We start from the raw sequence: 14,289 nt of genomic DNA, 5'->3' as shown, positions 1-14,289 counted from the left end.
CTGAGTTTAATTGTTTATTTCTTAATCACTAAATTTTTCAATTCAGGATCATTTAACAATCTTTCTTTTTCAGCATAAATGATATCCTTGATGTCCTTTTTTATCTGCAGATAATTGCGCTGTACCATTGAATTATCGACTTTTCGAATGATAGGAATATCGAGATAACCATCCTGTTCTTTTTTTAATGCTTCATGGTCATTTATTATTTCAGAATGAAAGGTTTTAAGTTCTATTTTACAATCAGGGTCATCCGCTACCATACCTACGAATTCGCCGGAACTAAGTCCAGAAATTTTGGATGGCGGCACTGCGGATTCCAATTGTTTGGACCGGCTTATAGAAGTATCTCCGCTATTAATGGAAAGGCTTTCCCTGTCCTGCATAATTTTTCCAAAACGCTCCGATAATTGTTTAGCTGTATCACCTGTAACCTGTCCGCTGACAACGTTTCCAACAATATTCATAATCACATCAGCCTGTTCTCGTCCATAATCTTTACGCAACTGGCTAAAATCCTGAATGCCCAGACAAGTTGCTACTTTATTACTTCTGGCAGTAGCAATTAAACTATCCATATTGTTGAGATAAATAGTTGGAAATTCGTCGAATATCAGGCTGCTTTTCTGCTTGTTTTTTTGGTTCACTTGTTTAACCAATCGGTTTACATAAAGTGACAACACTGCTCCATATATTTGGATTTTTTGCGGATTATTCCCCATACAAACGATCTTGGGATCTGCAGGATTATTGATATCCAATGTGAAATCGCTACCTGATAAAACATAATATAATTGTGGAGAGGAAAGACGGGCCATGGCAATTTTTGCCGACGCAATTTGACCCTCCAATTGGTCCATTACGTTATTTAAATAGGCATTCACAAAGGGATTAATGAGTACCTCGATTTCTTTCTCAGTTCTAAGCAGGGTAAAGAGACTATCGTAATCTTCCTGCATGAGTTCAATTACATGGGGAAGTGTACAGAATTCGCCGTCTTTGTATTTTCGTAAATACCATATTATGGCCGAGAGAAAATTAATCGGAGATTCCACAAAAAAATCACCCTGTCTTTTGATCCATTCCCTATTGAGTCCGAGCAAAATAGTGCGCGCAGATTCTGAAGCATCCGTAATGTCACTCATACCTGACGGCTCTAACGGATTACACCGGTTGGTCCGGGTTAGGTCATCAAAATTAATGACATAAAACTGAGGTAATTTTGGATAGAGGTGTTTGTATTTAAGCCAGGTATTATAGACAATTCTGGTCAGGTCATCAAACTTGAAATCATAGACAAACATGGTAAATTTTTTACGAATGTGCTGGGTAATCACATGACGTATAACGAAATAAGATTTTCCGGCTCCGGGAGTACCGGAAACCAAGAGTCCCCGAAAGGGATTAATAATATTTATCCAACTGTCCCTTACCTTGTCCTTTAAGTGATATCGGGCTGGAAGGTTGATGGAATATTCATTATCCAGGAATCTTTCTTCCTGAGGAAAAGTTTCATTTTCTTTATTAAAGACATCTTTACTGTTGAGCCTGTTCTTTATAATACGCGATAATAATGTGCCACCTGAAAGCATCAGAAGAAAACCACAGGAAGTTAGGATCATGTAGGCAATTGCAGCCAGCATTAATTCTATTTTCAGGTATAATAAAAGATAACTTATAAAGTATACAAGAATGCCAGTAATGATGTAAGCAAAAGCTGTTTTGTAATTGAGCTTTTCATCTTTTCGCCCTTTTGCACCAATTAAAGAAATGATTAAAAATCCCAGTACAAAGAGTTTAGATTTATGAAAATTACTGAATAATCCGGTATGGTAAATATTACCCATTATTTTATCACTAAACCCGCTGACCAGATGCCACTGCTGAAAGGCAGCATAGCAGTAATAATAAAAATGGATTACTAAAATAATGATGCTGATAAGTCTTGTCATATCCAAGATCTTTCTCAGCGCCTGTTCGTTTTCTCCTGTCTGCATAGCCATAATGTAAATTTTTATCGATTATTGGACTGTCCTCTTCTTTTTTTCTTTTTGTTTCTCAGCTCGTATGGAAGATAATTAGCTGTTTGTTCCGCTTGGGTGAGCATCTCTGCTAATTGACCCATTATAGTGTTGGATCCTACGTATTTGTTATTCCTGAAATCATCACCAAACAGTGCTGCAACTATTTCCGATTTCGGTGTTTCAAATTTGATTTCGTGTAATTTTTTACTAACTGAACCTGTCATTTTCTGCTCGTCAGTATTAACGGATGCACATCGTTCCTGTATCGCTTTAGCACTGTATTGTTTACCGAGTGTACTGCCGTTAAAAATACATTTTGTGGTATGGTCAACGTAGGTAATCCCATAAAGTAAGCCTTCTGCATTTTTTCTAAAAACAGTGTTGATACCCTCTTTTTGCAGTAATAGAACCAGTTCTGTGAGCGATATTTGAGTTTTGAAAAGTGCCATGTCAATGGCATTTTTTACCCTTCTTATATCTGAGACTTCATTTGTATTATTAGACGCAAATTTTTTTTCTAAAAATTTCAGTGTTGGCTTGTTGTAAAAGAGACTTGCTTTTATGGGAACTCCAATAGGTTTTCCATTTTCATCTAGTATCCGGTACATTAATCCTTTTGCTTTAAACATTCTTGAATCTTCATTGCCCCGGTCTGCTAAAACATTGTATTGTTTGAGCACCGCATTGAGCTGCGGAAGGCTGGTATATTTATAGGATGAAAGCACCTGATCCAGTACATTTGTAATAGCCTTTTTTGATTCGCTTCGCCCGTATTGAATTTTTCCTGAAATGATTGACTTTAGCTGGAAATCCGGACTTTTTTTATTCCCTTGCGCCTTAACAAGCCTAAACTCTTCTTCGATTTCTTTTCTTGCCGGTTCAGATCGATTTTTTCCAATATTTTGCATGTCAATACGTGTACCATCTCTTTGAACATTTATGGAGACCAGATGGATATGTTCATGCCCGGAATCATTATGCTGATAAACTAGATAAGGCTGCTGGCCAAATCCGATTTTTTCCATATAGGAACCAGCGATAGCCATTAATTTTTCTTTGGAATGATTTTCTGAAGGATCAAAATTGATCGAAATATGTACACTGTTTCGCTTTACATTTTCATTTAGTTCCAGCTGTTTTAAAAAGCGGTTCAGTTTTAAAGTAAGCCCCATTTTATCAACATCAATCGGATAATTTCCAGCACCTATACACTCTGCCACATTTTCTTTTACTTTGTTTTCATTGTAATAGAAAACCTTGTGGATAGAATATCCTGTTTTTATGATCGCAACCATCTTTCCGAAATTTTCCGGATGTAATTTTTGATTTCATCAATCTTGTCAAAAAGGTTTTTTTTATCCAGTTCAGCACTTATAATCCATACTTTAAATTCCGGAATTTGATTTAGTGTATGTAGTTTTTTTACGGCCTGATTGAAGTTGTTTCCAATGCCGTTTAATTGCTTGAACAACGGCATCATTTCATGGATCATATCATCTAAAGACTGATTCCTGTAAATGGTGGTTATAGATTTCTCAAATAGGTGCCTGCGAATGTAATCACTCAGCTTGCGGCAAGTACTCGCTTTCCATTTTTTCTCAATTTTCGCATACTCTTCAGGTGTAAAGCGTAACCCGACAATGCGTGTTCTGTTTGAATTTTCTCTTTTCATCATCTCTCTTTTTACTCATTAATTCAAAATTGTTTTTATTGGTATTCGTGAATTTGCTCAGCTGCATTTCATTGTTATCAAACCTTATTTATCCTTCCGCAATCACTGCTCACGAGTTCCGAGTATAGAGCAGCAAGAAGGCTGTTGTTTAACAACAGGACATCTTGCCGATTGCAGGAACGTGGCAATCTTCCCGATACTTTAAGATCTTCTTTAGACATTCTAATATTTCTAAAACACTCAAAACTTAAATTTCTCTTTTTACAAACTCTTTTTATATTATGTGATGTATTAATCGTAGTATTCCGGAAATTTAATGCTGTATTTATTCCCTCATTAAAATTTCAATATCCTTTTATAAAATCTGTTTGATTTTTATTTTTAGAACTCAAAGAAAGTGCACACTGCTTAAAATGCAGAAACTTATAACTGCAGATATTATGCCAATTTATCTTCCGAATTTTAGATTGAAAAACGTGCTCTTTCAAAGCAATAAACCAATTTTAAAACAACAAAATCCTGACTGTTTTAGGGAAGGTTTTTGGTTGCTCATTTAACCTTTCATTTTTGTTTCAGATACAAAATTAAGTAAGCGAAATGGATTTTACCTATGATGGACATATTATGTCCATGAGACTTTAATACTGGCTTTATACCTTTGTAGAAATAAATTATTAATTAAAAACGTGAAGATTATGACAACAAATGATGTGGCCAAAGTTTTTGATACTGTACTTAGTATCCCAGGCATGAATGATGTAGTGAAGATTGATTTGAAAATTTCACGAAAAAATGTATTGCTATTAAACCATGTTATTGAACGTGGATTATCAGCTAAGGACAATGATAAACCATCGATTCTTATGACTAGTATTCAGGAAGAAAACCTTCAGGAGCTAAAACTCTTTGGAGAGGAGTGTTTACAAAAAGCCGGGCTGATTGAACTTAGTGAAAAACTAAGTGCCCTTGGCGATACAATAAAATAGCGACATTAAAAAACCAGCAAATTACTTTGATGCCATTAGAAATTATTTTTCTAATGGTATCTTTTTCATTATCAACTGCACCTTATCCTTTTTTTAACTACGATTGAATGTTATTGAAAAATCTTGGCAGGTTTTTGATAACAATCATACTTACAATCTATAGTAATTTTGCTTTGGATATGATTCTGAATAAAACGAACAGGAAATTTAGTCTAGTGTATTATTTAACCTAGTACTAAATCAACATGACTGATATATAAAAAGGTAAAGAATCTTCAGATGATGTTGATAGTTCAAAGTTCTAATATTTTTTACTAAACGTGCAGAAAAATGAAATCAAAGATCAATATTAAAAGTGTTGCTATAGAGTCAATTTGTCTTCTGTACATTCTTCTTTTTGTTTATGCGGCTGTGAGCAAATTATTAGACTTTGAGAATTTTCAAACTCAACTGGGACAGTCTCCAATCTTAAGCCTTTATTCTGATTTTTTCTCAATTAGTGTAATTGTAATAGAACTTGTTATAGCAATTTTAATAAGTGTTCCCAGATCAAGGTATTTTGGTTTATGGGGCGCAGTAGTTTTGATGAGTATGTTTACCGCTTATATTGTAATCATTTTAAATTTTAGCTCTTTTATTCCCTGCTCCTGCGGAGGCATTTTAGAAAAGTTAGGATGGAAAGCGCATTTGATTTTTAATCTTGGATTTATATTTCTAGCCATTACTGCCATAAGGCTCAAATCTGAAAGTAATCGTACTGTAATACCACTCATAGTTGCCATTTTAGCGGCTGTTGTTTTCGTAGCAGTATTATTTCTTTTGTCAGAAGATATCATGGAAAAAGAAAATCCCTTTATTCGTCGCTTTCCAAATGCCAGTGCAGCAAAAACTGATCGAATTGACTTAAGGAATACCTCTTATTATATTATTGGTACCGATAATGATAAAATATATTTAGCCAATCGTCTGGCTCCGCTTCAAATCTTAGAAGTGGATTCCGATTTCAAAAATAAAAAGCGTATTACCATTACACTGGATCGTGAGAATTTCAAATTTAGGGCTGTTGAGGTCCGGCTAAATCCTCCATATTTTTATGTTATTGACGGGAGTGTTCCGGTAATTTACAGAGGGTTTATTTCTACATGGGAAGCAAAAGTAATAAGTGATGGTAAATTTCGATTTTCAGATATTATTTTCAGCGATGACAAACAGGCATTCATCAGAACTCAAAAGCAGTATACAGGGGAAAATATTCTGGGCTTAAGTAATGATTACACTGGTTCAGAGATACAATATAATAAGGCTTTGTTAGAGAAACAGATTGATGGGATTTTTGATACCGATGGAACAATGCAATACAGCAGATCACTGCGTAAATTGATTTATGTTTATTACTACCGCAACGGGTATATCGCAGCGGATGAAAATTTAAAACTTCAATATCGGGCTAATACTATTGATACCACCAGTAGAGCGAAACTTAAAGTGGTAAAATTAAAACAATCAGGAGATACAAAACTTGCAGCGCCTCCTTATATGGTCAATCGGCACACCACACTTTGTGATAATCTGCTCTTTGTCAATTCCCTGCTGCGAGGCAGATATGAAAGGAATAATGTATGGAAACATGCCACCGCTGTTGATGTTTATGACATCTCAAAACAGCGTTATGTACTGAGTTTTTATGTGTATGATGAAGAAGGTTTTCGCATGAACAATTTTTTTGCAACCGATTCCTCTATGTATATCATTTCGGGACATTATCTGCTCAAATATGAATACGGAAAAAACCTTACATCAAAATTTAAAAAGTGACTTAATAATGAGTTTAAAAGATACCGGCCGGTAGCAGGAGTAATGATCGAAAACCTGTAGAAAAGAGTAGATCAAATTTTATTAATTTAAATTTTAAGATTATGAAAACTACAATTTTGAAAGCAATTGTACTGCCTGTGGCTGCATTTGTTTTGGCAAGTGCCGGTGCTGTTAGCACCAATACTGCAAAAGAGAGTAAAGCAGATGTTTTAATTACTGCTTACATTCACAATCCGGCAGTGGATGACTGTCAGCCTGTACAGGTTGACTGTAGCCCAGGAGCTGGCCCAACGTGTCTTAGCGGCAGCTTTACAGCTTATGGAAAGGAGTCAGCAGAGTCCTGTACTATGCAATTGCACCGCAATTAAATGAATCAAATTAATCAAAAATGTAATGCAGTTTCTATAAGTAGAAACTGCATTATTTTTTTTAATTATAAGATACTCCTTTGCTAATCCATGAAGGTCTGAGATCATCTTTTAAAAAGTAGTCAAACCATTGCATCATCCGATTGGTAAGATCAATTTGATTGTCCGGATTCTCAAGGGAATGATCCTCGCTTGGATAGACCAGCATAATGCTTTTACTCCGCAGTTTTCTAAGGGCTAAATAATAGGAAACACTCTGGTTCCACGGAATGATCCGATCTTTTTTACCTGTCCATAAAAGCAATGGCGTTTTTACATTTTGTGCATTTAAAATAGGGGAATTTCTAAAGTAACTTTCCTTATCATCATATAACGATTTTCCTATGCGCCACTGTTGGCTTTCATAGCGCCACATGTCGGACTGAAAAATGCCATTTTTGCTGATGTTGAAATAAGCTCCGATAACATCACTGACTCCCGCCCCTGATACAGCCGCTGCAAAAAGATTGCTTTGCGAAATAATGAAATTAGTCTCGTACGCTCCGAAGGAGTGTCCAAACAAACCTATTTTACTCTTGTCGACATAACCTTTTTCCGTAGCAGTTTCTACTGCTGCAGTCACGCTGGCCAAGGCTGATATACCTGGATTTCCTAATTCATACTGGATATCGGGCAACAATACAAAGTAGCCATTAAGAGTATAGTTGGTGATGTTAAAGCCTTCACTGTTTAGTAAAGACGGATTGACATATTTGTGGATTTCATCAGACATGTTATCGTAGATATAGACCACCATTGGGTATTTTTTTAAAGGATCAAAATCAGCAGGAAAAAAGAGGGTAGCTTTTAATTCTTCTCCTTTGGGACTCTTGTAATAGAGCAACTCGGATTTACCAAAGAAATAGTTTTTTTGCTGTTTGTTGGAAGCAAATAAAACAGCAGCTTTGCTATCTGTTTTTCTTTTGATTTCCAGCCATGGCGCCTGATCATAGGTCTGTTTTTTGTACAGATAAGAGTTATTCGGGCTTCTTTGTATTTCACTTAAATCATATGAGCCATACTCAATTGGTTTTATACCGGAATGGATGTTTAAAATGGAATAACCAGTTGAATGGTTTTGTGTATTCTCAACAGAGAGGATCAAATCTTTGGACATATCAAAAGATGCCTGCAGTCTTCCGTTATAACTGAGCTGTGAGCTGTTATTGAACTCACAGGATGCGATCCTGTAAACGATGTTTTGCTCATGACCACGAGTGAGCCGTATACATTTAGAACCATCTGTTGCTGCAAGCCAGATATCATAAACATCGTAGAGCAAAACATTATTGCCATCCGAGCTCCAGCCAGGATTTCCATAGGCCATAAACTGGTGCGGGACGGATGATTCTGTACTGTTATCCCATGAAGTTGTAATCTTATCTGTAAGACTGATATGAGTATCTTGCAAAGGATCATAAATCCACCAATTTTTCTCTTTATAATAAAGTATTTTGTTGCTCAATGGATCAAATCCGATTTGATTGGGATCACAAGATTGTTTTTGTAGAATCAGGTTCTGGGCATCATTTTTCAGATCTTTGACATAGTAGTCTACTTCGTCATAATATTTGGACTGCAGACCATACGCGTTTTGATCATAAAGAACAGCATAATCCTGCTGGCTGGTCAGCATAAAATTTGGGAGTTCAGTATTGTTTATTCTCGAATATTTATTAGTTTCAGGATACCAGAGCGCCAGATCTCGAATCCCTGTTTTACTTTCTATACGCTGTTTGTCTATAAAGAGCCATTTATCATTTCCATTCCAGACTTCTACTGTTTTTGAATCTTTTTTTACAATGGGATCCTTTTTTTTAATCTCCATAAAAAACACTTTTTTCCCGTCAGGAGAAATCGATAATGGAGTATTTTCAAATACAGTCCGATTCTGTAGAGATCCTATTTGAGCAGTATAATCAAAAGAAAAAAGTTTCTTGTCGGCAATCCTGAAAGAATTAAGACGGAACGCTTTTGAAACAGAATCTGTTTCATGCAGAAAAGCGGCTGATTCGGCATTAATCTGCCAGACTAAATTGCAGAATTTGCCAACACTGTCTTTTAGTATAATATATCTGGAGTAAGGCTGAAACCGGACTATCCCCACTTCAATTTGTTTTTTTGCTTTGCTTGTATAAAGCATGGCATTTTTTTGGGAACTTAAACAGTACTCTCTAATGTTAGTCAGACTGTCTATTATTTCTCCTTTATCATTTCTAATTTTCAAAAGACTTTTTTTTCCATAATCCTGATCAAAAGTGAGGATATACTTTCCGTCCAATGCCAGTTCATAGTGCTTAACATTTTCAATTGATTTAAGTTTACCTGTTTTAAGAGTAAGGATTTTTAAGCGGGATTCAGGCTGTGTAAACGTGAATATGTTTTTCCCTGCAAAATGGCCGTCCTGAGCGCCTGCAAAAGCGAAGGTTTTATTTGTATAAGTGCTCTGCACAAACAAAGTATCGAGATGGTTTTCATAAGACATTTGATAACTCGCCCAGTTGCCCTCATCAGAAAGAGCCTTTATATTTAAAGTTCCCCATTTGATGTAATCACTTTCCTTAAGGTGTTTTTTTTGCTGCGCCTGCCCCATTAAAGGGCAGGTTAACAGCAAAAGCAACCAATTCAAAATGGAAATATTAATGCTTCTTTTTATTAAAAAGAGATTGGTCATAACGTGTTATTTAGTATCCTTGATTCTGTGGTTTTAAATTTGGATTGGCATTTAGTTCCAGAACAGGAATTGGCCAGAGACTGTCCGTTGCATTCCAGCCGGGCTTAGAAGCGGATAAAGTTTCATTTAATTTTCCGGTTCGTTTCAAATCAAAAAAACGTTGTCCAAATTCAGTAAAGAGTTCAAAACGACGCTGGTTGAGAACATCTTTCACAATTTCTTCTGCGCTTATGGCGGTTGAATTAAGAAGCCCTGCGGTGTTTCTAATGATGTTTAAATCTTCCTTGGCACCAATTAAATCTCCCTGATAGGCTCTGGCTTCTGCTCGGATAAGATATTGCTCCGAGAGTCGAAACAAGATGGAGTATTCCACCGAAGTGGGTGTACTGGATTCCTGTTTGTATTTGGAAGCATAATACCACGTTGCTCCGTCGTTTGTTACCTCTGCAGTCCAGTGTGTCTTTCTCTGATCATTGCCCTCAAAAGCATTTATAAATTCAGGTTTAAGGGCTACAATAGCCGGAGGTCCTGCTGTAAAAATATAGAGACTGCCTTCTGATGTATTGGCCCCGGCTACTGAGGGCATAAACTGCCAAATGGTGGTCTTACTTGTTTTTAGAAATATTTTATCTAAATCATTCTCTCCTACATAAAGCGGATTATTGATTACTGCCGATGCAGCATTGGACGCCTCGGGATATAACTTCATATAGAGATATACTCTTGCCAGAAGAGCCTGGGCTGTACCTCGGTTGGGACGAATGCGATCAGTTGAGATATAATTCTCCGAAAGCAATGTAATGGACTGGTCCAGATCTTTTACAATATACTGGTAAACCTGATCTGCAGATAATCTTGAAACCCGGCTGTTCTGCAAATAATCTGTTGTGGTGATATACGGAATATCCCCGTAGAGATTTAAAAGATAGAAATGTAACAGGGCCCTTATAAAAATGGCTTCTCCCAGAGGCTGTTTTTTGTCGGGTTCAGTAATGGAATTGGATTTATTTAATCCTTCAATTATAGCATTGGCAGAATATATTTGGTTATAGCTTTGATTCCATATATCATTTACTCCCAAGTCTGCAGCAAATAAAGAGTTGTTGTAAAAGCTGCTCACGGCATTTTGCTGATAATAGTCAAATTCATCAGCATACAAACCCAGATAGCAGGAAATACCCGTTGCGTCTCCTGCTAGTATTCCACTGTTTCGCATTTTGGTATATACTCCGGCCATAGCAGCATTGGCTGTTGCGGCATCTTCAAAAACAGCCTGGGCTGTAAGCTGGGATTTAGGAATGTCCACATCCACAAAGTCATTGCAGGAGCCCAAAAGGGTACATAGTGCAAGGAGCAAGAATTGATAATGACTTAAACGATTCTTATCTCTAAAAAAGAGAACCTGTGGTATTTTAAGTATATTTTTCATGGCTTTACGTGTTAAGTTAAAATGTGAGCTGGATTCCTGCTGTACATACTTTCAAAGGAGGCAGATAACCTGTATATCTAAATTCAGGATCACCGCCTTTGTATGACGTGAAAGTCAGCATATTCTGCCCCTGAAGCGATATTCTGCAATGAACGCCCTTTATGGTGTTCAAGGGAAGATCGTAACTCAGGGCTATATTTTTCAGCCTTATATAGGAAGCGTCTACAATCCCGGCATTGCTGTCAATGTAATTGTAATAGGCGGTTACTGCATCTGAGTTTTGCCCCGAGGTATTAATTTGAAAGGAGGCATTATCCCCCACTTGTGTCCATGCACTAGTCATCTCTGAGGGTTGGTTTATTGCATTGCCTCCAGGCACATTTGAAGTGTAATTGTAATTTTGCTGTTTTACAAATTGAAAGAGAAAGTCAAGCTGCCAGTTTTTGTATTGAAGCTGGTTTTCCAAACCTCCAAAATATTTTGGAGTCAGATCAGCGATCGTTTTTTTGTCTTCCAAAGAAGTAATTTGACCATCTTTATTTACATCCTCAACTTCATATAATCCGGTTTGTGGATTAATTCCCTTGTACTGGTAAACTTTTACAATGTTTGTAGATCGTCCTATTACGTAGTTGTTGGAGTAGGTAGATCCTTCGAGTCCGGGAAAAGAAATCAGCTTGTTTTTGGCAAGTGATATATTAAAGTTTGTAGACCATTTAAAAGCTCCGGCATTAAAATTTACAGTACGAAGGGTAAATTCGAAACCTGAGTTCTGTACGGTTGCATCCAGATTGGCATTTATGGAACTGAATCCTGTGGTACCAGGAAGCGGGATTCCAACGAGCTGGTTTGAAGACCTGTTTTGGTACCAGGCAGCGGTAAAGAAAATACGATCCCTCAAAAAACCGGTTTCAATTGCTGTTTCTAGTTTTTTATTGATTTCCCAACTGAAATTTGGATTGTAAAGACGCGTAGGATCCATACCGATGATGCCGTTGTAACTTTGACCCGAGGACACATAGGTGTCTAAATATTGGTAATCTCCGATCTGGTCACTTCCGGTACTTCCATAGCTGGCACGAAGTTTTCCAAAGCTCAGAAAAGAACTTTCTTTTAAAAAGTTTTCTTTTGAAAACAGCCATGCGCCTCCTGCGGCTGCAAAAACAGCAAACTGTTTTTCCGTACCAAATCGGCTTGAACCGTCCCTTCTGACAGTAAGATTCAAAATGTATTTCTCATCCCAGTTGTAGTTGAGCCTGCCGAAGAAAGCCTGATATTTATAAAGGGTCTGATCGCTTACGAAAATTGATTTTGTTGTTGCCGATGCAATATCAGTAATTAGGCTGTTGCTTGTAAAACCACGACCGTATTGGTATAATCTTGATGAGTTTTGCTGCTGTGCCGTACCACCAATTAAAACATCGAGTTTACTACTTTCAAATTCATGGTTCCAGCGAAGCAGAGGCTCGATAATCCAGGATTGTCTTGAGGTAAGATTGGAGTACATCGATGACCTGCTGCTGCCGATCTTATAAGCAGGATCATACATGGTAGAAGGCAGTAATCGCTGTTCTGTATTTTTTAGGTCCGTGAATCCCAGATTGACTTTAAGTTCCCAGTTCGGTCTGAATTCATAGCTGATCACACTGTTGGCTACAAGATCATTAGTTTTGGCAGTAGTTACAGCCCGAAGTGCCGCTAGAGGATTTTGAAAAGTACTGTTTTCGAAGTTCAGACTCCCATCCGGATTATATAAAGCCGGAGCATTTGGCGCTAGGTTTCTGGCAGTACGGGTCAGATCTGTTGCGGCCTGTTTGTTGTTTTGGAAGGTGTAACCGGTTGAAAAAGTAAGTTTGAATTTTCTGTCTTCACTGGCATGGTTCATATTAAAATGAACTGCTCCCTTATCATATCCAAAATCTCCGGGAAGAACAGTTGTTTCTGTATGATAGGTTCCACTAAGAAGATATTGGGTTAAATCTGAACCTCCTGATACGGATGTCTGAAGGTTGGTCATAACCGAGGTTCCGCCCAAGAGCTCTTTCTGCCAGTCGGTATATCTGCTTTGATCCCAAGTTCCATTGATGTCATAGTCAGAAGCAGGATAAGAAGCAATACCATCATTGACAAAACCCTGTCTTCTCATCTCCAGATACTGTGGAGTATCCATCAGATTCATCATTTTGGTTACCTGTCCAAATCCGGATGAGGCAGTAACTGTTACACGAGTTTTTCCTGATGCTCCTTTTTTGGTGGTAATCAGTACAACGCCATTGGCTCCACGCGAGCCATAAATAGCAGTGGCATCGGCATCTTTTAAAACCTCGACACTTTCAATGTCAGAGAGATTGATATTATTAAGAGGGCTTGTCGGAGTTGGAATGCCTGTTGTGGTGTTGCTGTACCCAATAATATCAGAAGAATAAGGAACCCCATCAATAATGTATAGTGGCTGATTGCCTTCTTCACGAAGACTGTTGATTCCTCTAATTTTTATCTGAAAACCTCCACCGGGTGTTCCTGAATCCTGAATGATATCTACTCCTGCCATTCGCCCCTGCATGGTGGCCAGTACATTGGTAACAGGCTGTTTCTCGATGTCTTTTGCCGATATTTTGGCAATGCTTCCGGTACGCTCACTTTCTTTTACGGAATAATACCCTGCATTCACACGAACTTCCTGCAAGGTTGTAGTATCATGAATCAATTGGACATCTACCGTTTTACGCCCTTTTATTGGCACGAGAGCAGTTTTAAAACCTATAAACGAAACCATTAAGGTATCGGTAGCTGAGGCAGAAATACTATACTGACCGCTATAATCTGAAATTGCAGAAATACCTGATTTATTCTTAATAGCAATAGTTACCCCAGGCAAAGGATTACTGCCATCGGTGATGGTTCCCTGTATTTGATATTGTTGCGTAAAAAGAGTATTGTGCCGGACTGTGTTTTTGGAATAAAGAGATGAAAAAGAAAAACAAAGCCATATAAAAAATAGGCAATAAAGACCTTTCCCATCCTTGTAAAATGAAAAAATATTCATAATATTGGATTGGTTAATTGAAACAATGGTTGAATTAGCTATGATCCTCTATATTAGTTTGCGAGACGAAGTAGAGGGTCATTTTTTATGTAGTAAGTTGAATGGTTTATGGTATCGACTACCATTTTTGTTGAATCATGGGCACTAAATTTTGGTTAGTTAAACTAATTAGAATTTTTACGAACCTAAAAAAGTAATGAAGATTGGTGCTATGAATGAAAACTGAAGGATTTGCT

At 37.3% G+C, this 14,289-nt stretch carries 9 protein-coding genes; 3 read left to right on the top strand and 6 right to left on the bottom strand.

Annotated features, from left to right (window positions below; genetic code table 11):
• Positions 1-14: 14 nt before the first annotated feature.
• The 3 genes from mobC to ACEN2I_RS04525 are packed head-to-tail and all read right to left on the bottom strand — an operon-like array spanning position 15 to position 3,699.
• A complete protein-coding gene (gene mobC / locus ACEN2I_RS04535; protein ID WP_441764923.1) occupies positions 15-1,997 on the bottom strand; it encodes a conjugal transfer protein MobC in 1,983 nt (660 codons plus the stop codon).
• Positions 1,998-2,014: 17 nt separating this feature from the next.
• Entirely contained in the window at positions 2,015-3,319 is a 1,305-nt protein-coding gene (locus ACEN2I_RS04530) for a relaxase/mobilization nuclease domain-containing protein (RefSeq protein ID WP_441764922.1), read from the bottom strand.
• The gene (locus ACEN2I_RS04525) at positions 3,304-3,699 is read right to left on the bottom strand and encodes a plasmid mobilization protein (protein WP_441764921.1); all 396 of its coding nucleotides are present in this window, start codon (positions 3,697-3,699) and stop codon (positions 3,304-3,306) included. The genes ACEN2I_RS04530 and ACEN2I_RS04525 overlap by 16 nt, the downstream gene beginning before the upstream one ends.
• 692 nt (positions 3,700-4,391) lie before the next feature.
• On the opposite strand from ACEN2I_RS04525, the gene ACEN2I_RS04520 reads away from it, so the two are divergent.
• The 3 genes from ACEN2I_RS04520 to ACEN2I_RS04510 all read left to right on the top strand — a co-directional run bounded on the left by ACEN2I_RS04520 (position 4,392) and on the right by ACEN2I_RS04510 (position 6,865).
• Positions 4,392-4,682 carry a hypothetical protein gene (locus ACEN2I_RS04520; RefSeq protein WP_441764920.1) on the top strand — a complete coding sequence of 97 codons (291 nt, stop codon included), beginning with the start codon at positions 4,392-4,394 and terminating at the stop codon, positions 4,680-4,682.
• A 330-nt stretch (positions 4,683-5,012) separates the two neighbouring features.
• On the top strand, positions 5,013-6,497 hold the full coding sequence (locus ACEN2I_RS04515) for a MauE/DoxX family redox-associated membrane protein (protein ID WP_441764919.1): 1,485 nt from the start codon (positions 5,013-5,015) through the stop codon (positions 6,495-6,497).
• Between the two features lie 101 nt (positions 6,498-6,598).
• Positions 6,599-6,865 (top strand): DUF6520 family protein, encoded by a 267-nt coding sequence (locus tag ACEN2I_RS04510; RefSeq protein ID WP_441764918.1) that lies wholly within the window; start codon positions 6,599-6,601, stop codon positions 6,863-6,865.
• 61 nt (positions 6,866-6,926) lie between these two features.
• On the opposite strand, the gene ACEN2I_RS04505 is transcribed toward ACEN2I_RS04510, so the two are convergent.
• From ACEN2I_RS04505 to ACEN2I_RS04495, 3 genes are all read right to left on the bottom strand, one after another.
• Complete coding sequence (locus ACEN2I_RS04505) at positions 6,927-9,578, bottom strand: alpha/beta hydrolase family protein (RefSeq protein WP_441764917.1); 2,652 nt, start codon at positions 9,576-9,578, stop codon at positions 6,927-6,929.
• Between the two features lie 10 nt (positions 9,579-9,588).
• A complete protein-coding gene (locus ACEN2I_RS04500; protein WP_441764916.1) occupies positions 9,589-10,935 on the bottom strand; it encodes a RagB/SusD family nutrient uptake outer membrane protein in 1,347 nt (448 codons plus the stop codon).
• A gap of 88 nt (positions 10,936-11,023) precedes the next feature.
• Complete coding sequence (locus ACEN2I_RS04495; RefSeq protein WP_441764915.1) at positions 11,024-14,053, bottom strand: SusC/RagA family TonB-linked outer membrane protein; 3,030 nt, start codon at positions 14,051-14,053, stop codon at positions 11,024-11,026.
• Between the last annotated feature and the right edge of the window lie 236 nt (positions 14,054-14,289).

It is taken from the genome of Flavobacterium sp. W22_SRS_FK3 (assembly GCF_052113665.1).
Lineage (GTDB): Bacteria > Bacteroidota > Bacteroidia > Flavobacteriales > Flavobacteriaceae > Flavobacterium.
The sequence above is the reverse complement of the archived record's forward strand: the minus strand, read 5'-3'. Positions and strand labels throughout refer to the sequence as shown.

What these genes read in the sequence shown, in the direction of transcription:
- ACEN2I_RS04520 (WP_441764920.1), top strand. Translation starts at nt 4,392, where the DNA reads ATGACAACAAATGATGTGGCCAAAGTTTTTGATACTGTACTTAGTATC.
- ACEN2I_RS04525 (WP_441764921.1), bottom strand. Translation starts at nt 3,699, where the DNA reads ATGATGAAAAGAGAAAATTCAAACAGAACACGCATTGTCGGGTTACGC.
- ACEN2I_RS04510 (WP_441764918.1), top strand. Translation starts at nt 6,599, where the DNA reads ATGAAAACTACAATTTTGAAAGCAATTGTACTGCCTGTGGCTGCATTT.
- ACEN2I_RS04505 (WP_441764917.1), bottom strand. Translation starts at nt 9,578, where the DNA reads ATGACCAATCTCTTTTTAATAAAAAGAAGCATTAATATTTCCATTTTG.
- ACEN2I_RS04495 (WP_441764915.1), bottom strand. Translation starts at nt 14,053, where the DNA reads ATGAATATTTTTTCATTTTACAAGGATGGGAAAGGTCTTTATTGCCTA.
- mobC (WP_441764923.1), bottom strand. Translation starts at nt 1,997, where the DNA reads ATGCAGACAGGAGAAAACGAACAGGCGCTGAGAAAGATCTTGGATATG.
- ACEN2I_RS04530 (WP_441764922.1), bottom strand. Translation starts at nt 3,319, where the DNA reads ATGGTTGCGATCATAAAAACAGGATATTCTATCCACAAGGTTTTCTAT.
- ACEN2I_RS04515 (WP_441764919.1), top strand. Translation starts at nt 5,013, where the DNA reads ATGAAATCAAAGATCAATATTAAAAGTGTTGCTATAGAGTCAATTTGT.